Annotated in this window: 19 protein-coding genes, 1 tRNA gene and 8 pseudogenes; 12 read left to right on the forward strand and 16 right to left on the reverse strand. The window is 60.7% G+C overall.

Features of this window, described 5'->3' with window-relative positions:
* Positions 1-62: 62 nt before the first annotated feature.
* The 4 genes and pseudogenes from tsf to N7E02_RS27165 all read right to left on the reverse strand — a co-directional run bounded on the left by tsf (position 63) and on the right by N7E02_RS27165 (position 3,341).
* Positions 63-990 (reverse strand): annotated as a pseudogene (tsf, locus tag N7E02_RS27150) (translation elongation factor Ts).
* 242 nt (positions 991-1,232) lie between these two features.
* Entirely contained in the window at positions 1,233-2,006 is a 774-nt protein-coding gene (rpsB, locus tag N7E02_RS27155; protein ID WP_286580911.1) for a 30S ribosomal protein S2, read from the reverse strand.
* Between the two features lie 193 nt (positions 2,007-2,199).
* Positions 2,200-2,394 carry a hypothetical protein gene (locus tag N7E02_RS27160; protein WP_286580914.1) on the reverse strand — a complete coding sequence of 65 codons (195 nt, stop codon included), beginning with the start codon at positions 2,392-2,394 and terminating at the stop codon, positions 2,200-2,202.
* Between the two features lie 89 nt (positions 2,395-2,483).
* Positions 2,484-3,341, reverse strand: coding sequence for a cell envelope integrity EipB family protein (locus N7E02_RS27165; RefSeq protein WP_286580917.1), 858 nt, complete (start codon positions 3,339-3,341; stop codon positions 2,484-2,486).
* Positions 3,342-3,451: 110 nt separating this feature from the next.
* Here N7E02_RS27165 and N7E02_RS27170 point away from each other — a divergent pair, with 110 nt between their 5' ends.
* The 4 genes and pseudogenes from N7E02_RS27170 to N7E02_RS27185 all read left to right on the forward strand — a co-directional run bounded on the left by N7E02_RS27170 (position 3,452) and on the right by N7E02_RS27185 (position 6,415).
* Positions 3,452-3,922 (forward strand): RidA family protein, encoded by a 471-nt coding sequence (locus N7E02_RS27170; RefSeq protein ID WP_286580918.1) that lies wholly within the window; start codon positions 3,452-3,454, stop codon positions 3,920-3,922.
* The gene (locus N7E02_RS27175; protein WP_286580921.1) at positions 3,919-4,659 is read left to right on the forward strand and encodes a glycerophosphodiester phosphodiesterase; all 741 of its coding nucleotides are present in this window, start codon (positions 3,919-3,921) and stop codon (positions 4,657-4,659) included. Before N7E02_RS27170 ends, N7E02_RS27175 begins: the two co-directional genes overlap by 4 nt.
* A 112-nt stretch (positions 4,660-4,771) precedes the next feature.
* Positions 4,772-5,966: pseudogene (locus tag N7E02_RS27180) on the forward strand (GNAT family N-acetyltransferase).
* Positions 5,967-5,992: 26 nt separating this feature from the next.
* Positions 5,993-6,415: an HIT family protein gene (locus tag N7E02_RS27185; protein WP_286580923.1), complete on the forward strand. Its 423-nt coding sequence runs from the start codon at positions 5,993-5,995 to the stop codon at positions 6,413-6,415.
* On the opposite strand, the pseudogene N7E02_RS27190 reads toward N7E02_RS27185, so the two are convergent.
* The 7 genes and pseudogenes from N7E02_RS27190 to N7E02_RS27220 all read right to left on the reverse strand — a co-directional run bounded on the left by N7E02_RS27190 (position 6,416) and on the right by N7E02_RS27220 (position 12,995).
* Positions 6,416-6,755: pseudogene (locus tag N7E02_RS27190) on the reverse strand (AzlD domain-containing protein).
* Positions 6,755-7,504 (reverse strand): AzlC family ABC transporter permease, encoded by a 750-nt coding sequence (locus N7E02_RS27195; RefSeq protein ID WP_286580925.1) that lies wholly within the window; start codon positions 7,502-7,504, stop codon positions 6,755-6,757. Before N7E02_RS27195 ends, N7E02_RS27190 begins: the two are co-directional and overlap by 1 nt.
* A 93-nt stretch (positions 7,505-7,597) precedes the next feature.
* Positions 7,598-10,134 (reverse strand): annotated as a pseudogene (gene clpA / locus N7E02_RS27200) (ATP-dependent Clp protease ATP-binding subunit ClpA).
* Positions 10,135-10,144: 10 nt separating this feature from the next.
* Positions 10,145-10,498: an ATP-dependent Clp protease adapter ClpS gene (clpS, locus tag N7E02_RS27205; RefSeq protein WP_286584058.1), complete on the reverse strand. Its 354-nt coding sequence runs from the start codon at positions 10,496-10,498 to the stop codon at positions 10,145-10,147.
* Between the two features lie 420 nt (positions 10,499-10,918).
* Entirely contained in the window at positions 10,919-11,128 is a 210-nt protein-coding gene (locus N7E02_RS27210; protein ID WP_093001197.1) for a DUF3126 family protein, read from the reverse strand.
* Positions 11,129-11,246: 118 nt separating this feature from the next.
* Positions 11,247-12,071, reverse strand: coding sequence for a serine O-acetyltransferase (gene cysE / locus N7E02_RS27215; RefSeq protein ID WP_286580928.1), 825 nt, complete (start codon positions 12,069-12,071; stop codon positions 11,247-11,249).
* A 138-nt stretch (positions 12,072-12,209) separates the two neighbouring features.
* Positions 12,210-12,995, reverse strand: coding sequence for an alpha/beta fold hydrolase (locus N7E02_RS27220; protein ID WP_286580930.1), 786 nt, complete (start codon positions 12,993-12,995; stop codon positions 12,210-12,212).
* Positions 12,996-13,190: 195 nt separating this feature from the next.
* Between N7E02_RS27220 and N7E02_RS27225 the strand changes: the two genes are divergently transcribed.
* Both N7E02_RS27225 and N7E02_RS27230 read left to right on the forward strand, forming a co-directional pair.
* On the forward strand, positions 13,191-13,436 hold the full coding sequence (locus N7E02_RS27225) for a zinc-finger domain-containing protein (RefSeq protein WP_286580931.1): 246 nt from the start codon (positions 13,191-13,193) through the stop codon (positions 13,434-13,436).
* Between the two features lie 24 nt (positions 13,437-13,460).
* Positions 13,461-14,624: an FAD-dependent monooxygenase gene (locus tag N7E02_RS27230; protein WP_286580933.1), complete on the forward strand. Its 1,164-nt coding sequence runs from the start codon at positions 13,461-13,463 to the stop codon at positions 14,622-14,624.
* Here N7E02_RS27230 and N7E02_RS27235 read toward each other — a convergent pair whose 3' ends face one another.
* Positions 14,625-15,755, reverse strand: coding sequence for a cystathionine beta-lyase (locus N7E02_RS27235; RefSeq protein WP_286580935.1), 1,131 nt, complete (start codon positions 15,753-15,755; stop codon positions 14,625-14,627). It lies immediately after the preceding gene.
* Between the two features lie 432 nt (positions 15,756-16,187).
* Between N7E02_RS27235 and N7E02_RS27240 the strand changes: the two are divergent.
* The 4 genes and pseudogenes from N7E02_RS27240 (at position 16,188) to N7E02_RS27255 (ending at position 20,454) form a co-directional block, all read left to right on the forward strand.
* Positions 16,188-17,211 (forward strand): annotated as a pseudogene (locus N7E02_RS27240) (amino acid ABC transporter substrate-binding protein).
* Between the two features lie 102 nt (positions 17,212-17,313).
* A pseudogene (locus N7E02_RS27245) lies at positions 17,314-18,509 on the forward strand (amino acid ABC transporter permease).
* Positions 18,506-19,669: an amino acid ABC transporter permease gene (locus N7E02_RS27250; protein ID WP_374730750.1), complete on the forward strand. Its 1,164-nt coding sequence runs from the start codon at positions 18,506-18,508 to the stop codon at positions 19,667-19,669. The pseudogene N7E02_RS27245 and the gene N7E02_RS27250 overlap by 4 nt, the downstream one beginning before the upstream one ends.
* Before the next feature lie 14 nt (positions 19,670-19,683).
* On the forward strand, positions 19,684-20,454 hold the full coding sequence (locus tag N7E02_RS27255; protein ID WP_286580939.1) for an amino acid ABC transporter ATP-binding protein: 771 nt from the start codon (positions 19,684-19,686) through the stop codon (positions 20,452-20,454).
* Positions 20,455-20,522: 68 nt separating this feature from the next.
* Here N7E02_RS27255 and N7E02_RS27260 read toward each other — a convergent pair whose 3' ends face one another.
* Complete coding sequence (locus N7E02_RS27260; RefSeq protein ID WP_286580940.1) at positions 20,523-21,131, reverse strand: hypothetical protein; 609 nt, start codon at positions 21,129-21,131, stop codon at positions 20,523-20,525.
* Positions 21,132-21,485: 354 nt separating this feature from the next.
* On the opposite strand from N7E02_RS27260, the gene N7E02_RS27265 reads away from it, so the two are divergent.
* The gene (locus N7E02_RS27265; protein WP_286580942.1) at positions 21,486-21,785 is read left to right on the forward strand and encodes a hypothetical protein; all 300 of its coding nucleotides are present in this window, start codon (positions 21,486-21,488) and stop codon (positions 21,783-21,785) included.
* 38 nt (positions 21,786-21,823) lie between these two features.
* On the opposite strand, the gene N7E02_RS27270 is transcribed toward N7E02_RS27265, so the two are convergent.
* The 3 genes and pseudogenes from N7E02_RS27270 to N7E02_RS27280 all read right to left on the reverse strand — a co-directional run bounded on the left by N7E02_RS27270 (position 21,824) and on the right by N7E02_RS27280 (position 23,536).
* A tRNA-Arg gene (locus N7E02_RS27270) sits at positions 21,824-21,900 on the reverse strand.
* Positions 21,901-21,930: 30 nt separating this feature from the next.
* Positions 21,931-22,236, reverse strand: a complete 306-nt coding sequence (locus tag N7E02_RS27275) for an ETC complex I subunit (protein WP_286580943.1) — start codon at positions 22,234-22,236, stop codon at positions 21,931-21,933.
* 176 nt (positions 22,237-22,412) lie between these two features.
* Positions 22,413-23,536: pseudogene (locus N7E02_RS27280) on the reverse strand (ATP-dependent DNA helicase).
* Positions 23,537-23,649: 113 nt separating this feature from the next.
* Here N7E02_RS27280 and N7E02_RS27285 point away from each other — a divergent pair.
* Positions 23,650-24,929, forward strand: a pseudogene (locus N7E02_RS27285) (SDR family oxidoreductase).
* The last annotated feature ends 9 nt before the right edge of the window (positions 24,930-24,938 follow it).

Here is a 24,938-nt window from a genome sequence, read left to right on the forward strand (position 1 = left end):
ACGAAGGGCACCGGCTTGTCACCGGTGCCCTCAACGTTTTCAGTGCATATAGCCGACGAAAATCAGCCCTTTGCGGCCGCAGCCACTTCAGCGGCGAAGTCGGTCTCTTCCTTCTCGACGCCTTCGCCCAGCAGCAGGCGAGCCATGCCGGTAACTTCGATCGGCGCGCCGACTTCCTTCTCGGCAGCCTTGACAGCTTCGCCGACGGTCAGGTCCGGGTTGATGACGAAAGCCTGCGACAGAAGGGCGACTTCTTCGAAGAACTTGCGCATGCGGCCTTCGACCATCTTCTCGATGATGGCTTCCGGCTTGCCGGATCTCGCGCGACTGCTCGATGAAGACGTTGCGTTCGCGCTCGGCGACGGCAGCATCGACTTCTTCGGCACGGACGGCGAGCGGAGCCGTTGCAGCAATGTGCATGGCGACCTGGCGGCCGATCGCGTTCAGCGCATCCTTGTTGCCGGTCGACTTCAGCGCGACGAGAACGCCGAGCTTGCCGAGACGGTCAGCGGCAGCATTGTGGATGTAGGTGGCAACAACGCCGTCTTCTACTTCCAGAGCAGCCGAACGGCGCAGGTTCATGTTTTCGCCGATCGTGGCGACAGCGTCCTTGATCGTGTCGGTAACGGTCTTGCCGGTAGCCGGGTAGATGGCAGCGCCAACGGCTTCAACGGTACCGTCGGTGGTCAGCGCGACGTCGGCTACGCCGCGAACGATGCCCTGGAAGGCGTCGTTACGGGCAACGAAGTCGGTCTCGGAGTTGACTTCGACGACGACAGCCTTGGTGCCGGCCGAAGCAACGCCGATCAGGCCTTCAGCAGCCGTACGGCCCGACTTCTTGTCGGCCTTGGCGATACCCTTGGCGCGCAGCCAGTCGATCGCTGCTTCGATGTCGCCGTTGTTTTCGGTCAGCGCCTTCTTGCAGTCCATCATGCCTGCGCCGGACTTTTCGCGCAGTTCCTTGACCAGTGCAGCGGTGATTTCAGCCATTGTGAGCCTCTTGTCGGTTCTTGTTGCGTGTCGCCGGAAAACCTCGGCGAACTCAAGGTTTTGGGAACGAATGTACCCGGAAGTATGACAGGGTGATGAAGATCAGCCCTATGGCCCTCGTCTCGATCGTCGGCAAGTGACCGGCAAGACGTCGGGCCTTAAACGACCAAGGCCAGGGATGGATATCTCTGGCCTTGGGCTTTACCTGGATGGGGAGCGGACCTGCCGCTCCAACCCGGCGATTAAGCCTGGGCTTCGGCTTCGCCTTCGAGAGCCGGCTCGACCGGAGCTTCAGCGGAAGCGCCGAGGTCACGGCCCGAAGCGCCCTGCTGGCGGGCGATGCCGTCGATGGCAGCGCGAGCGATCAGGTCGCAGTACAGAGCGATGGCGCGCGAAGCGTCGTCGTTGCCCGGGATCGCGTAGTCGATCTGGTCCGGATCGCAGTTCGAGTCGATGATAGCGACGACCGGGATGCCCAGGCGCTTGGCTTCGTCGATTGCGATCTTTTCCTTGTTCGTGTCGATGATGAACATCAGGTCCGGAACGCCGCCCATGTCGCGGATACCGCCGAGAGCCTTCTCAAGCTTCTCGCGTTCGCGCTCAAGGTTCAGGCGCTCCTTCTTGGAGTAGCCGGAAGCTTCCGAACCGAGGATCTCGTCGAGCTTGCGCAGACGGGCGATCGAGTTCGAAATGGTCTTCCAGTTGGTCATCATGCCGCCGAGCCAACGGGAGTTGACGTAGTACTGGGCGGAACGCTTTGCCGAATCGGCGATCAGCTCGGAAGCCTGACGCTTGGTGCCGACGAAGAGAACGCGGCCGCCACGAGCAACGGTGTCGGACACGACCTGAAGGGCGCGCGACAGCATCGGAACGGTCTGAGCCAGGTCGATGATGTGGATGTTGTTACGGTCGCCGAAGATGTACGGCTTCATCTTCGGGTTCCAGCGGTGCGTCTGGTGGCCGAAGTGAACGCCTGCTTCGAGGAGCTGGCGCATAGAGAAATCGGGCAATGCCATGCCTTGTTATCCTTTTCCGGTTGAACCTCCGCAAGGCGAACAGCAGACCCGTCGGGCCGGCCACCGGCGGAACCTTCCGGATTTCTCCCGGTCGATCCCATGCCTTACGTGTGGAATGCGGGGGCCATACAGGCCATTGGCCGGAAATGCAAGCGCTTTGTCACATTTCGCGGCAGGACGGCACTTCCCTGCCCTAGCTCGTACCGATCTTCTGGCGAACCTGATCGACATGGCCACGGACATAGACCGCATGCGGCTGGCCGCTGCTGCCGGCCGCAGCGAAGGTGATGATCGTCACCCCTTCCTCGAACGGCATGAGATAGAGGATCTGCGCCGGATTGATATAGATGTCCTGATTGTGGGTACTCTTGAAACCGATCAATGCCATGAATCACTCCTGCTCATGGCGGTGATACAGGCATGGATCTGACATCATGTCGAGTATCGACGGAGCAAGTACCCGTCGCAGCTGCGTCGCTATTGCGGCGCAACAGGGCAAGGGTCCTGCTGCTTCTTCAGCACTTCCAGCTTCACCAGACTGCCCTGCAGGGCGAAGTCGCCGTAATCCATGGTGAGGTCGCGGGTGATGCCGTTTTCGTAGAGCTTGAACGACATATTGTAGACCGGTGTCGGATCACCGGCGGCACCGTCGTTGAAATAGGCTATCGTCACCGGCCAGTATTGGGTCTGCGAGAATTCACCGGCATTGCCGGCATCCGCGTCACCCTTTTCCGGCGTCTCGGCCTTTCCGATCACTGTCGAAGTCAGGAGCGACTGGTCGCCATCTTCCGAACCGTCGAAGACCCGCGTTTCGAAGATGCGCTTGTCTTCCTTGGCATTGCGGATGATGTCGAGCATGTGGCTGGTCGGGAAATCGCTAGCGGGAAGATCGATCTCGCGGCCGTTCTGGCCCTGCAGTTCCACCTTCACGCCGCCCTCGCCCTGGCTGGCATCGCCGGTGAGCGCCTTGTCCGGCTGTTCGTCGGTGAAGGACTTGGTCTCGAAATGGAACTGGCCGGCGGAAAGATCCTCGAACGTCTTCGTCTGCTGGTCGCTGACACGCGTTTCCTCGCCGGTGCTGATCTTGGTCACGAGGCGGAAATTGGTGGTGAAACCGGTGCAGGCGGAGCCGTTGAACTCATAGACCATGCGGCCGAACATGCCCTCGATGCCGGAGCGCTCGGACGCATCCTTGAGCTTCAGGTCATAGACCGCCCGATGCGGGACGAGCAGGCGCGCGGCACTGTCGGCAGTCAGGGGCGACGCCATGGCGACACCGGCACCCGACGAGGCGGTACCAGCGACAAGGAACAGCGCGAGGCTCGTGCGCAGCATTCACATTCTCCTGTTGGACTCGAAGTCAGGTGTTATAAGAACGCCATTCGCCGAGGTTATGACCTTGATGCAGGATTTTTGAAGACTTGACAACAAAACCGGAGACCGAAATGTCAGATGCTATCGAAAGCCGCCTGAAGGAACTGGGATACACCCTTCCCGAGGCCGCCGCCCCCGCTGCAAACTACCTGCCGACGCGCATCAGCGGCAACACGCTCTATGTCTCCGGCCAGCTGCCTCTCGAAGGTGGCAAGATCGCCGCGCTCGGCCTTCTCGGCGCCGAGATCGACGTCGCCGCCGGTCAGCGCGCCGCTGAACTCTGCGCCATCAACGTGATCGCCCAGGCCAAGGCTGCCCTCGGCGGCGACCTTTCCCGCATCCGCCAGTTCGTCAAGCTGACGAGCTTCGTTGCGTCGGCTCCCGGCTTCACCGAGCAGCACCTTGTCACCAACGGTGCATCGAACCTGATCGCCACCGTCTTCGGCGATGCCGGCAAGCATGCCCGCTCGGCCGTCGGCATGGCAGGCCTGCCGTTCAATGCGGCGGTCGAAGTCGAGGCCATCATCGAGATCGACGCATGACGACGCAACATTCTGGCGCATCCTGGATCAAGGATGTGCCCGTCGCCCATCGTGGCTACCATGACATGAACGGCAAGGTCTGGGAGAATTCTCTCTCGGCCTTTTCACGTGCCATCGAGGCCGGGTTCGCCATCGAATGCGATATCCAGCTTTCGGCCGACAGCATTCCGATGGTCTTTCATGACGACAAGCTGGAACGCCTCTGCGGCATCCAGGGCGACGTGCGCGAACGCACGGCCTCCGAGCTCGGCATGCTGGCGATCGGTGGCACGGCCGACAAGATCCCGACGCTGAAGCAGATGCTGACGCTCGTCGCCGGCCGCGTTCCCCTGGTCATCGAGATCAAGGGACGCGCGGCGGAAGAGGATGACGGCTTTGTCGAGGATGTTTTGGAAGTGCTCGAAGGCTATCAGGGCAAGGTCGCGCTGATGAGCTTCGACCACCATATCCTCCGCGATCTGAAGAGGGTCGGCGCGCCCTACCCGATCGGCCTCACCGCCATGGGCGACAAGCCGGAAGAGTTCTTCCAGCATGACGAAGCGATGCAGCTCGGTCTCGACTTCATCTCCTACCACTGGCCGCATCTGCCGAATTCCTTCATCACCGCCCAGAGACGTGCCGGCATGCCGGTGATTACCTGGACTGTCAGGGATGAAAACGCGCTTGTGCATAGCTATCTTCATGGCGACCAGATAACCTTCGAAGGGTTCGACCCGCGCGAGGTTACCGCCCGCTAGCCTACTGGTTCGAAGATCGTCCACCGATCTTCAGGGTAGCAAGCGTGGATACTTAATTGATATCGCGTCCCGTATCCTGCGGGGCGTCTCAGGAAGTCATGAATATTCGGGAATGACCGCAAACCTGACGATCCGCATCGAAAAGTCCTTCGCCGCGATCAGCCCGCAAAGCTGGTCGCGGCTTTCAGGCGCGTCGAAGGCCAGCGCCTCCGAGGAAATGCCCTACAATCCGTTCCTCTCCCACGCCTTCCTATCCGCGCTCGAAGAATCCCGCTCGGCCAATGCCAAGAGCGGATGGCTCGGGCACCATGTCCTGCTGGAAAACGAGGCAGGAACGCTGGTCGGTGCCATTCCCGCCTATCTGAAAAGCCACAGCCAGGGCGAATACGTCTTCGACCACGGCTGGGCGGACGCTTTTGAGCGGGCTGGCGGGCGTTATTATCCGAAGCTGCAGTGCTCGATCCCGTTCACCCCCGCAACCGGCCCTCGCCTTCTGGTCGCGGACGGCTATGACCGCGAGACGATGCAGGCGACACTTGCCGCTGGTCTCCAGGAAGTGACACGCCAGCTCGGCATCTCGTCGGCGCATGTCACCTTCGTGCCGGACGACGAGGTCGAAATCTTCACGGACGCAGATTATCTTCACCGCACCGACAAGCAGTTCCACTTCATCAACGAAGGTTATGCCGATCACAATGCCTTCCTCGAGACGCTGGCGTCCCGCAAGCGCAAGGCGCTGAAGAAGGAACGCCGCGCGGCACTGGAAAACGGCATCACCATAGACTGGCTGACCGGCAAGGACCTGACCGAGGATATCTGGGATCAGTTTTTCGACTTCTACATGGATACCGGCGGCCGAAAATGGGGCCGCCCTTACCTGACGCGCGGCTTCTATTCTTTGATCGGCGAGCGTATGCCCGAAGACGTGCTGCTCGTCATGGCCAAGCGCGGCGGTCGTTATATCGCCGGCGCGATCAACTTCATCGGCGGCGACACGCTCTACGGCCGCCACTGGGGCTGTATCGAGGATCACCCCTTTCTGCATTTCGAGGTCTGCTATCATCAGGCTATCGACTTCGCGCTGGCCAAGGGCCTCAAACGCGTCGAGGCCGGTGCGCAGGGGAACACAAGCTTGCCCGCGGCTACCTGCCCGTCACCACCCATTCCATGCACTACATCGCCCATCCGGGCCTGCGCCACGCCGTTGCCGATTATCTGGAGCGCGAGCGGAGGATGTGGAGCACATGAACGAATACCTGTCCGAGCACAGCCCATTCCGCAAGGGCGAGCGGCAACAGGAAGACTGATCAACAAAATCTGGAGAGGACATTCGATGAGCTACGATCCGAACAATATCTTCGGCAAGATCCTGCGCGGCGAGATCCCGTGCCATCGCGTCTACGAGGATGCCGACACGCTGGCTTTCATGGACGTCATGCCGCAATCGCCGGGTCACCTGCTGGTGATACCGAAGACGCCGTCGCGCAACATTCTCGACGCTGACCCAGCCGTGCTCTCGAAACTGATGCCGATCGTGCAGAAGCTTGCCAAGGCCGCCAAGGATGCGTTCGATGCTGACGGCATCACGGTAACGCAATTCAACGAGCCGGCTGCGGGCCAGACCGTGTTTCACCTGCATTTTCACGTCATCCCGCGCTATGAAGGCGCTGGTCTGAAACCCCATACGGGTCAGATGGAAGACAATGCCGTCCTGGCCGCAAATGCCGAGAAGGTCATCGGCGAGCTCGGCAGCTGATCAGGACTGCAGGGCGAGAAGCCCGATGACGAGAATGGCGATCGGCGCGGCGACGCCGACCGCCACCTTCTTTCCGCTGGCGAGGAAGATGGCAAAGCCGATGCCGGCCGCCGCAAGCCGCAGCCAGAGCGGCAGAATCGGCAAGAGTGCCGGTCGGGAAGACGATCAGCTTGGCAGTGACGGCCATGACCAGCGCAGTCGCAACCGCCCTTACCCAGTTCAGCGCTTCCGACTCCTCGTTCAGCCGGTTACCGGCGAGAACGCCGAGCCAGCGCCAGAAATCCGTGGCGATAAAGCCTGCAACCGCGATCAGCACGTAGACCCAATATTCCTCCAGCATCACGCGCCCTCCTGCGGTATGGCCCGCCGCCGGCGGCGGTAGCGATCGATGAGATAGGCCACCGTGCCGCCGCCGATGCCGGCAATCAGCACGTCGAACTGCGGTGCCACCAGCGCCATGAGCGGACCGAGCACGACGCCGATGATGAAGGCCAACTTCACCACGACCTGCTTGGCGCTCGCCCAGATCGACGAGACGAAATAGACCGGCGTCAGCATGAAAAGCGCGCCGGCGACGAGCGGCGGAAACTGCGAGACGATGCCATAGCTGATGCCGACAATCGCCGCATTGGTGCAGGTCAGAGTGATGCCGAAGCCTGCGAAAAAGGCCACGCGATGCTCCCGCGGGACATCGCGAAGATGCGTCGAGGCGAAGACCCAGGACGTGATCGCGATGAAATGTGAGAGGAACAGCAGGATCCAGACCGGCGTCTTCTGTGTACGCATCTCCGGCACGATCGAAGCGACCATCGGCATCATGCGGATCGCCGAAAGCGTCACCGCCAGGAAGGAAGCGGCGATATTCGCACCACCGAGCATCGAGCCGACGAGAATCATCTGCGACGGCAGTGCCCAAACCCCAAGCGTCATCGTCACCGCTTCGGCGCGCGTCAGTCCCGCCTGCAGGGCGAAGGCGCTGAAACCGACATAGGAGGTCATGAGGATGATGGCCGGAAGCGATAGCACGCCGCGCATGCCCGTCAGGAACCAGTTCAAGCTGCCGCGCTCGGCGCGCTGCTCTGCGGACATCGGCATTCCATCTGTTGTTGACCAGTCCATGCCTACAAACACAAAGAAGCCGGGACAAGCCCGGCCTCTTTCTTTCAATCGATATGAGAGCGATTACTTAGCTTTCGGCACCCGCGGCACCGTGCTGCCCTTGCGGGCGGCAGGCTTCGGCGCGTCCTCGGCGATCACGTCGCCGTCGTCTTCCGCCTTGGCCTTGGCAGCGCCTTTACCACCGTCCTTGCCCTTGGGCGCGGACTTCTTGGCGGTCTTCGGCTTCGCCGTCTTGGCCTTGGCCTCCTCGACGGCTTCCTCGACCTCGGCTTCCGGCTTCGGCTTCACCGGCACGGCTTCCGGAATGGAATCGAGCACCAGCTTGTCCTTGCCGTCTTCGCCCTTGCCAACCGTGACGCGGACCACACCACCCTTACGCAGAGCCCCGAACAGGATCTCGTTGGCAAGCGGCTTCTTGATGTGTTCCTGGATGACGCGAGAGAGCGGGCGTGCGCCCATTCTCTCGTCGTAACCCTTGTCGGCCAGCCAGGCGATCGCGTCCTCGTGCAGGTCGAAAGTGACGTTGCGCTCGGACAGCTGCGTTTCCAGTTGCATGACGAACTTCTGCACGACCTGATGGATGACTTCCGTCGGCAGCGGCGCAAACGGGATCGTCGCGTCGAGACGGTTGCGGAATTCCGGCGTGAACAGGCGGTTCAACGCCTCTTCGTCTTCACCGGTGCGCTTGGACGAACCGAAGCCGATCGCGGCCTTGGCCATTTCCGAAGCGCCCGCATTGGTCGTCATAATCAGGATGACGTTGCGGAAGTCGATCTTCTTGCCGTTGTGGTCGGTCAGCGAACCATGGTCCATGACCTGCAACAGAATATTGTAGATATCCGGATGCGCCTTCTCGATTTCGTCGAGCAGAACCACGCTGTGCGGATGCTGGTCCACCTGGTCGGTCAGAAGACCGCCCTGATCGAAGCCGACATAGCCGGGAGGTGCGCCGAGCAGCCGCGAGACCGTGTGGCGTTCCATGTATTCCGACATGTCGAAGCGCAGAAGTTCGACCCCGAGCGAGGCAGCAAGCTGCTTGGCGACTTCCGTCTTGCCGACACCCGTGGGGCCGGAGAAGACGTAGGAACCAATCGGCTTGTTCGGTTCGCGAAGGCCGGCACGAGCCAGCTTGATCGCGGTCGACAATGCTTCGATCGCGGCATCCTGACCGTAGACCACCGAACGCAGTTCCTTCTCCAGGTTGGCGAGAACCTGCTCGTCATCCTTGGAAACCGTCTTTGCCGGAATGCGGGCCATCGTTGCGATAGTTGCTTCGATTTCCTTCTCGGTGATCAGCTTGCGGCGCTTGGAGGCCGGCAGCAGCATCTGCGCCGCGCCGGTCTCGTCGATCACGTCGATCGCCTTGTCCGGCAGCTTGCGGTCGGAGATGTAGCGGGCCGACAGTTCCACCGCCGACTTGATGGCGTCGTTGGTGTAGCGCAGCTTGTGATAGTCCTCGAAGTAAGGCTTCAAGCCCTTCATGATCTCGATCGCATCATCGATCGACGGCTCGTTGACATCGATCTTCTGGAACCGACGGACCAGAGCCCTGTCCTTTTCGAAGAACTGGCGATATTCCTTGTAGGTGGTCGAACCGATGCAGCGGATCTGCCCGGAAGACAGGGCCGGCTTCAAAGGTTGGACGCATCCATGGCGCCACCGGACGTGGCACCCGCACCGATGACGGTGTGGATCTCGTCGATGAACAGCACGGCACCCGGAAAATCTTCCAGTTCCTTGACGACCTGTTTCAGACGCTCCTCGAAGTCACCGCGATAGCGGGTACCGGCAAGCAGCGTGCCCATGTCGAGCGAGAAGATCGTGGCATCGGCCAGCGCTTCCGGCACCTTGCCTTCGACGATGCGCTTGGCAAGACCCTCGGCAATCGCCGTCTTGCCGACGCCCGGATCCCCCACATAGAGCGGGTTGTTCTTGGAGCGGCGGCACAGGACCTGGATCGTCCGGTTGACCTCGGAGTGACGCCCGATCAGAGGATCGATGCGGCCGTCCTTGGCCTTGTCGTTCAGGTTGACGCAATAGGCCTTGAGCGCATCGGCGGGCTTCTTGCTGGAACCATCCTCCGGCTCGCCGCCACGGGTTGGCTTGGCGTCGGAATCCGGCTCCTCGGCACCGCGCGGCGAACGGGTCTGGGAGGAACCCGGGCGTTTTCCGATACCGTGGGAAATGTAGTTTACTGCGTCGTAGCGGGTCATTTCCTGCTCCTGCAGGAAGAAGGCGGCATGGCTCTCGCGCTCGGCAAAGATGGCGACGAGCACGTTGGCACCGGTTACTTCTTCGCGGCCGGAGGACTGGACATGAATGACGGCTCGCTGGATGACGCGCTGGAAGCCGGACGTCGGCTTCGAATCTTCGTCATAGCCGGTGACAAGGTTGGCAAGTTCGTTGTCGACATAGTCGGTCACCGTCTTGCGCAGGTTTTCAAGATTGACGTTACAAGCGCCCATGACCGCAGCTGCATCGGCATCGTCTATCAATGCCAGAAGCAGGTGTTCGAGCGTGGCATATTCATGATGCCGCTCGTTAGCGAAGGTCAGTGCCTGATGCAGCGCCTTTTCGAGACTAGGCGAAAATGTGGGCACGTCGGGTTCCTCACTTCTTTTCCATGACACACTGTAGCGGATGCTGATGCTGACGGGCGAAATCCATGACCTGGCTCACCTTGGTCTCCGCTACTTCGTAGGTATAAATGCCGCACTCGCCCACGCCGTGATTGTGTACATGGAGCATAATGCGCGTGGCAGCCTCCCTGTCCTTCTGGAAGAAACGCTCCAGGATATGGATGACGAAATCCATCGGGGTGTAATCGTCATTCAAGATCAGTACGCGATAAACGTTGGGGCGTTTCGTCTTGGGCTTCGTGCGCGTGATTACCGAGGTTCCGCGACCGGCGCCGTCCCCGTCATCACCTTTTTCTTTTTGCATCGAGATCGGCAGTGCGATCATCATCTATCATCCCCCGGTGCCGACGACCATCACGTTGCGCCGAACCAGTCTTCCTAACTTAGTTCATTGGACACGGATTTTAAGCCCCTTTGCGGCGGCGCAATCACTATTCCGCTAGAGCGGCGTCCAACGACGAAAATTTACACATTCCAGCGCACCCGGCGTGAACTCAGAGTAACAAAACCGGGCTCTGTGCGGATACGAACACCTTTCTGCGGACACGCAGCAGGCAATGGGCGGCCGAAACAAGCGCTGGCGGTCCTTTCTGCGACCGCTCCCTATTAATGGGGAGCGCGCGAGGCCGGTTCAAGAGTAACGACAGTACGGGCGAGGTTCACCCGACCTGCCGAGCCGTATACCGGAATCAAAAGCGGGCCCTAAAGGCCCGCCTCACCTGCGCAAATCCGCGACCCGATAATCTCAGGCGTCGAGATCGACGTCGAGGATCGCCATCGAGAAATTGTAGGAGCGCTCGCCGTCTTCATCGTCGACATAGACGACGCCGAGGAATTCTTCACCGAGATAGACCTCAGCCGAGTCGTTCTTGCGCGGACGCGCCTTGACGATGATCTGCGGGTTCAGAAGGCGCTTGAAATAGGCGTCGATCTTTTTGATTTCGTCGGGCTTCACGACAATTCTCCGTCTCGTAGTCTTGATTTGCGCCGCTTGTGGCATGGCTGCGCGGCAAAAGTAAAGCCGACAGACGAGATGTCCGCCGGCTCATGAAGTGGCGCTCAAAAAGTCGCCGTCAATCCTCGGACATCAGCAACTGGTCCATCACCCGCGCGGGCTCGGAACAGCCCGCCTCGCCGACCACCTTGGCCGGAACGCCGGCGACTGTGGATTTCGAGGGTACCGGTTTCAGCACGACCGAGCCGGCCGCCACGCGCGAGCAGGAACCGATTTCGATATTGCCAAGAATTTTTGCGCCCGCGCCGATCAACACGCCGTTGCCGATCTTCGGGTGACGGTCGGCGCCTTCCTTGCCGGTGCCGCCGAGCGTGACGCCGTGCAGGATCGAGACATTGTCGCCGATCACGGCCGTTTCGCCGACGACGAGGCCGGTCGCGTGATCGAGGAAGATACCCTTGCCGATCTGTGCGGCCGGATTGATGTCGGTCTGGAAGACGCTCGACGAACGGCTCTGCAGGTAGAGCGCGAAGTCGCGACGGCCACGGGCATAGAGCCAGTGGGCAAGCCGATGGGTCTGGATCGCGTGAAAACCCTTGAAATAGAGCACGGGCTCCAGGAAACGCAGGCAGGCGGGATCGCGGTCATAGACGGCCTGGATATCGACGCGCAGGATCGAGCCCCATTCGGGCCACTCGGCGAGCATCTCCATGAAGGTCTGGCGCAGAAGCACGGCCTGCAGATCCGGATGGTCCAGCCGTTCGCAGATACGATGCACCACGCATTCCTCGAGCGAGCGGTGATTGAGCACCGTCGAATAGAGGAATGCAGCAAGCAGCGGATCCTGCTCTATCGCCGCGCGGGCTTCCTGTCTCAGCGTATCCCAGATCGGATCAACGCTTGCGACGGTCTCGGTCTGGCGAACTTCGGTTCTAGCGGCCATGGCCGTCTCCTCGTTTGCGTGAGGCGCATTATATAGATTACAATTACAACATTACCAACGCGGATGAAATCGCATTGCGTTGATCGTGATGATCAGAAAACCTGAGACCTTGCCAAGAAGGCGGCCCAATCTTCCATTTCAGCGCTCGGAAAGTCCCGCGTAAAACTCCAGAACCGCCTGCTTGAACACCTTGTCGCCAACGGCGAGCATATGGTCGCGACCGGGTATATCGAGCGCTTTCGCATTCGGCATCAGGTCGGCCAGTTCCTGCGCTGATCCGGCAATATCGTCCTTGGTACCGACGCCGATCAAGGTCGGCGCGTCGATACGCCCCATATCCGCGCGGGCGACGAGATCGCGCGATCCGCGGATACAGGCAGACAGCGCTTCCTTGTCGCTCTTTGTCTGGTCGGCAAAGGCCCGGAACATCTTTCCGCGCTCATGGGTGATGGCAGCCGGATCGGGAGCCAGCAGCGCATCGGCGATCGGATCCCAATCCCCCACCCCGTCGGTCATGCCGATGCCGAGGCCACCGAGAACCAGCGAGCGAACCCGTTCAGGATGCGCAAGCGCCGCGAATACCGAGATCCGCGCGCCCATGGAATAGCCGAACAGATGCGCCTCGGGAATGCGCAGGTGATCGAGCAGCGCGATCGCGTCCTCCGCCATGACCCAGGGGCGATAGGCTTCCGCATCGAGCGGCTTGTCGCTGCCGCCATGGCCGCGATTGTCGATCGCGATCACCCGGTAGCCGGCATCGCCGAGCGTCTTCAGCCAGCCCGGATGCACCCAGTTGACCAGTGCACTCGACGCAAACCCATGGATCATCAGCACCGGATCACCCGACGGATCGCCCTCGTCGAAATAACGGAGGTTCAGGCCGTCATGGACGAAAGATGAAAAGGCAGGAGCGTTCAGGTTCATCGGAAATCCTCTTATTCCTGCAGACCTCTAAGCGTTTTGTGCCCGGATGAAAACCATCCCGTCGCCACGATGATGAATGGATGCCTGCGCAATCTTGCATAGCCGCATAGAAGTGCGGGTGTGGCGCAATACCCTCTACACATTCCGCGCGAGGGGCGATAATGTCCGCCGCAAATCAGATGCATGGAGACGATCATGGCTGGCCACAACATTCCTCACTTCCAGAACGACGGCGGATATCCGGTCATCCAGATCGGCGTGAAGGAATTCATGTGCACCGGCGCATCCGTGCCCTACGATCATCCGCATATCTTCATCGACCTCGGCGACGACAACGAAAAGGTCTGCTCCTACTGTTCGACGCTGTTCCGCTACAATCCGGGCCTCAAGGCCGAACAGACCGACCCGCCGGGCTGTGTGTTCCACGTCAAGGCCGCGTAACGACATCGTTCGGGCAGTGAACTGATGCATCTCGACAAGGTTGCGATCGTGGGCGCCGGCATGGCCGGCCTCGCGGCCGCGCTGAGCTTTTCCCGACTGGGCATCGCCTGCGACATATTCGAGGAGGCCGAAGCGCTCGTCGAAGTCGGCGCCGGCCTGCAGATGTCGCCCAATGCCTCGGCCATCCTGCGCGAATTCGGCGTCCTGAACGAGCTTGAGCGCGTCTGGACCGAGCCGCGCGAGATAGCGCTCGCGTCCGGGCGCTCATTGCGCCGTCTGGCATCGGTCCCGGCCGGAGAGTTCGCCCGCAAGCGCTGGGGCGCACCCTATGGCGTATTGCACAGGGCCACGCTGCAGCAGGCTCTGCTGAAAGCCGTTGAAGCTGACCCGCTCTGCACCGTCAGGCTCGGCACGCCTGTCCGCGGCAATCCCCGTCATGCTCTTTACGAACTTACCGGCATCTCCTATCCGCTGGTGATCGGCGCCGATGGCGTCTGGTCGAATGTGCGGGCTTCAGTCGCCAAAGCGCCGCAACCCGACTTTTCCGGAAACATCGCCTGGCGATTTACCCTGCCGCTTTCCGAAGCGCCTGACTGGCTGCCACGCGACAGCGTCACTGCCCTGCTTGGCCCCTCGACCCACATGGTCGCCTACCCGCTTTCCGAAATGGGCGTCATCAATGTCGTGGCGATCGCCTCCGGCATCAGTCCCGGCGAGACATGGGATGCAGAGGCAAGCGAGAGCCAGAGACGCATCCTGATCCAGCAGTTCCGCGCCTGGAGCCCTGAGGTCACAAAGCTGCTCTCGACTACAGGCCAGCCCACCTTCTGGCCGCTGCACCAGGTCACGGCCGGTCGCTGGCACAATGGCAGCGATATTGTACTGATCGGCGATGCGGCACACGCCATGATGCCGTTCGCCGCGCAAGGTGCTGCAATGGCGATCGAAGATGCCTTCGTCCTGGCACTTGAAGTGCAAAAGGCAACGTCGCTTCCGGCAGCCTTATCGAATTTCGAGACGGTGCGGGCAGCACGCGCTGCCAAGGTACGGGCTCGCGGTGCATTCAACCGCTTCGCCTATCACGCCCGCGGCCCGTTGCGCATCGGGCGGGACATCGTTCTTTCGATGCGTCCGCCGCAATCGCTCGCGGCGGACTTCGATTGGCTCTACGGCTTCCGCGCCGGCTGATCAGACGACCGCAGCCGCGACAAAGCCCTGCTCCAGATCCTTCTGCAGATCCGCCGTGTCTTCCAGGCCGATCTGCAGGCGGATGACCGGTCCTTCCGTCGGCTGCTTGCGGATCGTACGATCCGACAGGTTCACATGAACCGCCAGGCTTTCGTATCCGCCCCATGAATAGCCGAGGCCGAAATAGGTGAGCGCATCGAGGAAGGCATGCGCCTTCGCCTTGGCCTGATCCGGCTCGGCCTTCAGCACGAAGGAGAAGATGCCGCTGGAGCCCTTGAAGTCGCGCTTCCAGATCTCGTGGCCCGGAAAGCTCGGCAGCGCCGGATGCAACACGCGAGCTACGTCGTCGCGGCTTTCCAGCCACTGCGCGATCGTGAGCGCGCTCTTCTGATGGTGATCGAGTCGAACCCCCATCGTCCGCAGGCCGCGGAGAATGAGATAGGAATCGTCCGGCGAGCCGCAGATCCCCATCAGCAGACGGGCTTCCTCCAGCTTCGGCCACCATTTGGCGTTGGCAGAGACCGATCCCATGACGATATCGGAATGACCGGACGGGTATTTGGTTGTCGCGTGGATCGAGACGTCGGCGCCGAAATCGAGTGGGCGGAAATAGAGCGGCGTCGCCCAGGTATTGTCCAGCGTCACGACGATATCATGCTTGTGCGCGGCATCCGCGATCGCGCGAATATCCTGCATTTCGAACGTGTTGGAGCCCGGAGCTTCGGTATGCACGAGCTTTGTGTTCGGCCGGATCAGAGCCTCGATCCCTGCCCCGATATCCGGATCGTAATATTCCACCTCGACACCGAGACGCGTCAGCATAGCGTTGCAGAAATTCCGGCATGGCGTGTAGACCGAATCGACGATCAGCGCGTGGTCGCCGGCGGAAAGAAAAGCAAGGAACGGAACCGAGATCGCAGCGAGCCCTGACGGCACAAGCACGGTTCCCGCCGAACCTTCAAGCTCATCGAATGCCGCGCATAGAGCATCCGTGGTGGGCGTGGCGCGCGTTCCATAGGTGTAAGGCTGGCTGCGTTTGTCCATGGTCCCCGAATCCGGAAACAGCACGGTCGATCCGCGCACGATCGGAGGATTGACGAAACCGTGAAAGGCCAAGGGATCGTTGCCCATATGCGCCAGTCGGGTGTTTGGACCGGCAGCGCTGATAAATTCTTTTTACTCATTGGGGATCGCTTACTCGAATGTGGCGGGACGCAGGCAGTTTTTGCCGCTCAAAGCGGCTCGGTCAACCGCCAATGCCGCAATCAGCCAAATAGATAGGCTAAAGCCTCCCATCGCATTGATTTCAAATGCACAATCACTCGGCAAAAACCTAGCAGAATTGACTACACTTGAAGCAATTGCTCAACGCGTGGGCGAAATTAAGGAATTTACCTCAATTCAACCACAATTCCGAACGGCGAGACTTGACCCTGCCTCCATTTGTGCATGAGATAGGCCTCACCCGCATCCGGGAGGTTGGCGGGAGGGGGCCGAATTCGTAACACGCCGAAGCAACGGTCTCGTTTCAACAGTTCAAAAACATAGATAAAGGTTGGGAAAATGAAAAAGACGCTTCTGTCTGCCGCGATTGGCGCAGCGGTATTCGGCCTCGGGACGGCCGCTTCTGCAGCCACGCTCGACGATGTGAAGGCCAAGGGCTTCGTACAGTGCGGCGTCAACACGGGTCTCGCAGGATCTCGCGCAGCCCGACTCCGCCGGTAATTGGACTGGCTTCGACGTCGACTATTGCAAGGCCATCGCTGCCGCCGTCTTCGGTGACGCGACGAAGGTTCGCTTCACGCCGACCACCGCCCAGAGCCGTTTCACCGCTCTCCAGTCGGGCGAAGTCGACGTTCTGGTTCGTAACACCACCTGGACCATCAGCCGCGACACCGCGCTCGGCTTCAACTTCCGCTACGTCAACTACTATGACGGCCAGGGCTTCATGGTTCCGAAGTCGCTGAACGTGAAGTCAGCTCTCGAACTCTCCGGCGCTGCCGTCTGCGTCCAGTCCGGCACCACGACCGAATTGAACCTCGCCGACTACTTCCGCGCCAACAACCTGCAGTACAACCCGGTCGTCTTCGAAAAGCTCGAAGAAGTAAACGCCGCCTACCAGGCCGGCCGTTGCGACGTCTACACGACCGACCAGTCGGGCCTGTATTCGACCCGCCTCGCCCTGTCCAACCCGGACGATCATATGATCCTGCCGGAAATCATCTCCAAGGAGCCGCTCGCTCCGGCCGTTCGCCAGGGTGACGACAAGTGGTTCGACATCGTGACCTGGGTCGGCTACGCGCTGGTGCAGGCCGAAGAATTCGGCATCACCCAGGCCAATCTCGACGAGCAGAAGAACTCGACCAACCCGGACGTCAAGCGTTTCCTCGGCACCGAAGCTGATACCAAGATCGGTACCGACCTCGGCCTGACCAACGAGTGGGCCTACAACGTAATCAAGGGCGTCGGTAACTACGGCGAAGTCTTCGAGCGCAACATCGGCGCCAACACCCCGCTCAAGATCGAGCGCGGCCTGAACGCCCTGTGGACCAAGGGCGGACTGCAGTACGCACCGCCGATCCGCTAATCCATACGCACCGGGACAAGGCGGCTGCGGCCGCCTTGTTCGTTTTAGCCAACAATCAGAATATAAGGCCCATCAGGGCCAACGGGAAAATTGGCACAACGTATGACGGACCACGCCCTGAACGACGCGGCGCCCCGGGCAAGTGGAAAGGCCTCGCCTCTCTACGATCCGAAGGTGCGCAGCATTTTCTTCCAGATCCTGACGGCGGTGATCGTCGTCCTCTTGATCTGGGCCATCAGCCACAACGTCGCCGAGAACCTCGCGCGCAGCAATACGGCCTCCGGCTACGGCTTTTTGAGAGGCCGCTCCGGCTTCGACATCGGACAGTCGCTCATCGCCTATACGAGCGATTCGACCTACGGCCGCGCGATCCTCGTCGGCTTCCTGAACACACTCCTCATCGCCGCGACCGGCATCGTCACCGCGACGATCGTCGGCTTCATCATCGGCATCGGCCGACTGTCGCATAACTGGCTGATCGCCAAGCTGTGCACGGTCTATGTGGAAGTGTTCCGCAACATTCCGCCGCTTCTGGTCATCTTCTTCTGGTATTCCGGCGTTCTCGCCATCCTGCCGCAGCCGCGGGATGCGATCGTCTTGCCACTCTCGACTTTCCTGTCGAACCGCGGCCTGACATTCCCCTACCCCGTATGGGGTGAAGGCGCGTCAGCCATTCCGGTCGCCTTCTTGGTCGGCATCATTGCCGCGATCGCTTTCGGCATCTGGACCAAGAAGCGCCAGATGGCCACCGGCAAACAGTTGCCGACTGGCTGGATCGCGGCCGCCATCATCATCGGCTTGCCGATCATCACCTTTCTGGTCATGGGGGCGCCGCTGACCTTCGACTATCCCGTCGAGGGCCGTTTCAACCTGTCCGGCGGTGGCACCATTCGCCCCGAATTCGTGGCTCTCTATCTCGCCCTCTCCTCTACACCGCCGCCTTCATCGCGGAGATTATCCGTGCAGGCATCAAGGGCGTCGGCAAGGGACAGACGGAAGCCGCTTCGGCGCTCGGCCTGCAGCCGGCAAAGACGACGCAGCTCGTCGTGGTGCCGCAGGCATTCCGTATCATCATTCCGCCGCTGACAAGCCAGTACCTGAACCTCACGAAGAACTCTTCGCTCGGCGTGGCGATCGGTTTTCCGGAGCTGTTCTCGACCGGCAGCACGTCGCTCAACCAGACCGGCCAGGCCGTCGAGATGATTTCGATCATGCTGACGATCTACCTGTCGATCTCGATCGCAACGTCGCTGTTCATGAACTGGTTCAACGCCAAGATGGCCCTGGTGGAGAGATAAGCCATGTCGACAAAAATCTCTCCTATGTCCGCGGCGAAATGCTTTCGGCAGAACCGCCGCCGCTCAGCGAACGCAGTGTCGGGGGCTGGATCCGCGCCAATCTCCTGGCTACGCCGAAGGATGTCGTCTTGACGATCCTCGCCGTACTGCTGCTGCTAGCCGTCATTCCCGGCGCCCTGAACTGGCTCTTCGTCCAGGCGGCCTGGGTTGGTGCAGACCGCACCGCCTGCGCCACCGTGGCCCAGGGTGGCATCCAGCCGGACGGTTGGAAGGGCGCCTGCTGGGCCTTCGTCGAGGACCGCTTCCTGCAGTTCATGTTCGGACGCTATCCGCTCGATGAACGCTGGCGCGTCGTCCTCGTCGGCATCATGTTCGTCGTACTGCTCGTACCGCTGCTGATCCCCAAGGCACCGCACAAGGCGCTGAACGCTCTTCTTCTGTTCATCATCTTCCCGGTCGTCGCCTTCTTCCTGCTGCATGGCGGCGTCTTCGGACTTCAGACGGTCCAGACCTCGCTCTGGGGCGGCATGACGGTAACGCTGATCCTCTCCTTCGTCGGCATCGCCGTGTCCTTCCCGGTCGGCATCCTGCTGGCGCTCGGAAGGCGCTCCGACATGCCGGTGATCAAGACATTCTGCGTCATCTTCATCGAGGTGATCCGCGGCGTTCCGCTCGTCATGGTTCTGTTCATGGCCAACGTCATGCTGCCGCTCTTCCTGCCTACCGGCTGGACGATCGACAACTTCCTGCGTGCCGTCGTCGGCGTCGCCCTGTTTGCCTCCGCCTATATGGCGGAAGTCATCCGCGGCGGCCTGCAGGCCATTCCGAAGGGCCAGGCAGAGGGCGCCGATCTGCTCGGCCTCAGCTACTGGCAGAAGATGCGCCTGATCATCCTGCCGCAGGCGATCAAGCTGGTCATTCCCGGCATCGTCAACACCTTCATCGGTCTGTTCAAGGATACGTCGCTGGTTTCGATCATCGGCATGTTCGACCTGCTCAACATCATCCGCCTGAACTTTACCGACACGACCTGGATCACTCCGGTCACTCCCATCACCGGCCTTATCTTTGCCGGTTTCATCTACTGGATCTTCTGCTTCGGCATGTCTCGCTATTCCGTCTTCATGGAACGGCACATGGACACCGGCCACAAGCGATAATAAGGGGAAAAACAATGGCTGAAGCCCAACCCAAAATGACCGTCTCCACCACCGACACTGCCGTCGAAATCATCGGCATGAACAAGTGGTATGGCGACTTCCACGTCCTGCGCGACATCAACCTGAAAGTGATGAAGGGCGAACGCATCGTCATCGCCGGCCCGTCGGGTTCCGGCAAGTCGACGATGATCCGCTGCATCAACCGGCTGGAAGAACACCAGTCCGGAAACATCATCGTCGATAATATCGAGCTCACCAACGATCTGAAGAAGATCGATGAAGTGCGCCGCGAAGTCGGCATGGTGTTCCAGCACTTCAACCTCTTCCCGCATCTGACGATCCTGGAAAACTGCACGCTTGCGCCGATCTGGGTCCGCAAGATGCCGAAGAAGGAAGCCGAAGAGATCGCGATGCACTACCTGAAGCGCGTCAAGATCCCGGAACAGGCCCACAAGTATCCCGGCCAGCTCTCCGGCGGCCAGCAGCAGCGCGTGGCGATTGCCCGCTCGCTCTGCATGAAGCCGAAGATCATGCTGTTCGACGAGCCGACCTCGGCTCTCGACCCGGAAATGGTCAAGGAAGTGCTCGACACGATGGTCAGCCTTGCCGAAGAAGGCATGACCATGATGTGCGTGACCCACGAAATGGGCTTTGCCCGCCAGGTCGCAAACCGCGTCATCTTCATGGACCAGGGCCAGATCGTCGAACAGAACTCGCCGGCCGAGTTCTTCGACAATCCGCAGCACGAGCGCACCCGACTCTTCCTCAGCCAGATCCTTCACTAGGATCTGCAGGAACGGAAACAAGAAAGGGCGCCGATGGCGCCCTTTTTGATGCTGCTATCTCGCTCTCGCTACCACCTGAACGAATAATTGGCATTCACGCTGGCAACCGTATCGGCATCGGAGAAATTCCGGTTCAGATTGCCGGAAAGCGTGATGTTCTCGCCAAGCTTCTGCTCGATCCCCAGGCCTGCGCCGAACGTATCGAATCCCCCTGCACTATTGGCCGAAGCGCTGAAAGCGGTACCGGTGGCCGTGCGCCTGAGCTTGATCGACTGACTGGCCTCCAGTCCCGTCCAGTCCCCCTGCTCGCCGCTATAGTGCATGGAATAGGTGCTGTGCCGCTCGACATTGAACGAAGGCGTGGCGATCTGCTTCTCGTAGTAGTTCATCGAAATCGTCGCGCTGCCGGCCATGCCGTCCAGATTGATACCGATGTCGCGGCTCATCTCGTAGGCCGGGCGTGTGATGCTCGCGGCTTTGATCCTGCTCCAGAACACGAGCGGCGTATCGACGATCCTGCCACCCTTTTCCGTGGTATTGACGCCGAGATTGAAGCCCGCCTCCGGCTCCAGGCGCGTCGGCAAACGCAGGCCAAGCTTGACTGCATAACTGGTGTTGGAATTCTTGATCGGCTGCCAGATCAGCGGCCTCTCGTCGCTTCGGGCAATGCCCGACATGGCGACAAACGCAAAGGCGGCCCCGCGGCCGCGAGCAAATGTCTGTTCATATGTATCCCCACTCGAAGGCTCAAAGACAATGCAAGGGTCCGGGCCGCCCCGCGCGACCCGTAAAAACCATTTTCAATGTATTGAAAGCGCCATCCGGGAACTCCTGCTCCCGACGCCAAATCTACCTTCCCCTGCGTGATGCAACGGAACCGATGACAGAGACTCTATCGCAAATGACCCAAAATTGGAATCCCGAAAGCCCATTTCGCAGATGCGAACACGCATATATGAATTCTTCTAGGTGGCATGGGAACAAATCGCCGCCTTCGCCGTTGCTGCGCAGCAGATTCACGGAGCCGACGCATGAAAGCCGCTTTCGCCTCACTTCTTCTTGCCGTAGCGCTTAGCCCGGCCGCCCATGCGGCGACCTTCACCTATGGCGGCGTGCCGATCGTGGAAGGCTCGGATATGGACCTGCGCTTACAGGCCGCCCGGGAGCTCTGCATGGTCGAGGCATCGACGCCGATCCGAGGCACGCCGCGCATGGAGAACTTTTATTACCGGATCGCGCTCAAATCCTGCCTCTACCGCCAGGGCTTTTTCGGCGACGGCAGCCATGTGTACCCGGTGCCGCTTTATGGGCAGCCGACTGTGGTGCGATAGCGGATATGCGAAATTTTCTTTGAACCAATAAAAGAGAATGGCGACCCCTGCAGGACTCGAACCTGCGACCTACTGCTTAGAAGGCAGTTGCTCTATCCAGTTGAGCTAAGGGGCCGAAGGCGGCAGCAGGGCTGCCGCTAGATCGTCAGTGCGTCCAGGGCTGGGTCCGGGTGAACCGGAAGTTATCCGTGTAGGATACGGTCTGACGCGCGACTTCCTTGGGCTGGATAACCCGGTATTCAATGCCCTCGCGCTTGGCGTAGGCCTCGGCCAGTTCCTGGCTTTCGAAGGTCAGGCGAACCTGCTGGTTCATGTCTGACGAAGAAGTGTAGCCGAGAATGGGATCGATGCGGCGCGGCGTTTCCGGATCGAATTCCAGCACCCAGAGATGGGTCTTCGCCTTGCCCGATTGCATCGCAGTCTTGGCGGGACGGTAAATCTTCGCGGTCATTAGGCCAATCACCCCATAATTCCTGTCCGGAGAGCCCGCCCTTGCGCCTGTTGCAAGGTGTTCTGACTCGCACGGACCGCACTCCAGCGGCTAGAACGCTTTTGCCGCGTCCAAGGTTCATTGTCAACGATCGCGTCCGCCATCAGAGCCCCTACCCAACATGGATCGGCGGTAGCTTACCGGACGATCGTCAGCGTCTCGGCGGCGCGGGTAATCGCGGTGTAGAGCCAACGCTCGCGGCTGTCACGGAAGGCGAAGCTTTCGTCGAACAGGACGACATTGTTCCACTGGGAACCCTGCGCCTTATGCACAGTGAGCGCATAGCCGAAATCGAACTCGTCATAGCGCTTGCGCGTCGACCACGGGATTTCTTCTTCGCTCTCGAAGGCGGCCTTCAAGAGCTTGATCTTGGCCGCACCGCGATCCATGTCGTCGTCTTCCGGGCGGATCATCAGGTTGATGCCGGGCTTGACGGTCTCGCGGGACGAGCTCATCACCTGCCAGAGTGAGCCGTTCAGCAGGCCCTTCACCTGGTCGTTGCGCAGGCAGACGAGCTTGTCGCCGGATTGCGGGTAGTCGGTAGTAAAGCCCTTCAGCTCGCGCAGACGCTGGTTATAGCGCTTGCGGGTGCGGTTGGTGCCGACGAGAACCTGGTCGGCTTCAAGCACGAGTTCCTGGGTAACCTCGTTGCGCGAGATCACCTGTGCCTTGCCATAGTCGCCATGCATGATCTCCTTGCCCTCGCGCACATTCATGGCGAGCTGGATGATCGGATTGTCCTGCGCCTGGCGGTGGATATCGGTCAGCAGATAGTCGGGCTCCTGCTCGGTAAAGAACCCGCCGCCAGACACCGGCGGCAACTGACCGGGATCTCCGAGAACCAGGATCGGCGTGCCGAAACTCATCAGGTCACGGCCCAGCGCCTCGTCGACCATCGAGCACTCGTCGATGACGATAAGCGCCGCCTTGGCGACCGGGCTCTGCCGATTGATGGCGAACATCGGCGAGACGGACGTCTTGCCGGTCTCCTCATCCTCGACCGCTTCTTCGCCGCGCGGGCGATAGATCAGCGAATGGATCGTCTTGGCATTGCGGGCGCCACGGGACCTCAGAACCTGCGCGGCCTTGCCGGTAAAGGCCGCAAACAGCACCTCGCCATCGACATGCTCGGCGAAATGCTTGGCAAGCGTCGTCTTGCCGGTTCCGGCATAGCCGAACAGGCGAAATACCGGGCTGCGCCCTCTTTCAGCCAGCGGGAAACGGCCTTGAGGGCCTCGTCCTGTTGCGGTGAAAATTGCATGGCCGCGACTTGGCAGGATTCTCCTGCAAAGCGCAACAGGAAAGAACGAAAGATGAATCAAAGCGGTGAAAGATGGATACGCATCATTCATATGGCTTGGCTAAAATCGACGCATGAAGATCCTCATTCTCGGCGCCACCGGCTTCATCGGGCAGGCGATCCTCCAGAAACTGCTGACAGATGGGCACGATGTCACCGGCATCGGTCGGGCGCCCGGTCGCGCAAGAGAGAAGATGCCCGCTGCCCGATGGATCGGCGCGGATATCGGCAAGCTGTCCGCCTCCGACTGGCAGCCGCTGATTGAGGATTGCAATGCGGTCGTCAACTGCGCCGGTGCCCTACAGGACGGTTGGTCCGACGATCTTGTGGCAACTCAAGAGAAGGCTATGACGTCGCTATACGATGCGGCAAAGGCTGTCGGTGGCCGACTGATCATCCAAATTTCGGCACGCACGGGTGGTGCTGCCGCCGACCTGCCCTTTCTCGCGACAAAGCGTCGGGCCGACGAAGCACTTGCCGCACGCGGCCTTCCCTTCGTCATCCTGCGCCCTGCGCTCGTCATCGGCCGCAATGCCCATGGAGGCACCGCGCTCATCCGTGCGCTTGCAAGCCTCCCCGGTGTCAGCCCACTGGTTCACGCAGAAAATCCGATCCAGACGGTTGCCGTTGATGACGTTGCCGACGCTGTCGCGCTTGCGGTGAGCGGCGCCATCCCATCCGGCAGCGATGTCGATCTCGCCGCGAAAGACAGCGTGACACTTTCCGAACTGGTGCGGCTGCACCGTGCCTGGCTCGGTCTTGCGCCGGCAAGACAGATCGCCCTGCCCGCTTTGCTGGCGAGGCCCGTGGCCCTTGTTGCGGATATGGCCGGCAGGCTCGGCTGGCGCTCGCCGCTGCGCACAACGGCAATGACGGTGATGACCGAAGGCGTGGTCAGCACCAGGCCGGGGCCGGACGGCCTGAGCATGTCCGATGCTGCCACGGTTCTCGCGCAAAATCCAAGCGGCGTGCAGGATCTCTGGTTTGCCCGGCTTTATCTCCTCAAGCCGGTTGCCATCCTGACGCTGTCCATCTTCTGGCTGCTTTCCGGTCTGATACCGCTCACGGACATCCACGCGGCCGCCGCACATTTCCTTCCTTCATGCCGGCACCGGCCGCGATGGCACTGACGCTCGGCACCTGTCTCCTTGATATCCTGCTCGGGCTTGCAGTCGCCTTCCGACCGACCGCCCGCAAGGCGATGCTCGGCATGATTGCGGTCAGTCTCGCCTATCTGGCCGGCGGCACGGTTCTGGAGCCGCATCTGTGGCTCGATCCGCTCGGCCCGCTGGTAAAGGTCCTGCCGTCTCTCACGCTGACCTTGATGACGCTTGCCATACTGGATGAACGTTGATGGACGGGC

The sequence above is a fragment of the Terrirhizobium terrae genome, assembly GCF_030323265.1.
In the GTDB taxonomy this organism is placed as follows: domain Bacteria; phylum Pseudomonadota; class Alphaproteobacteria; order Rhizobiales; family Rhizobiaceae; genus Neorhizobium.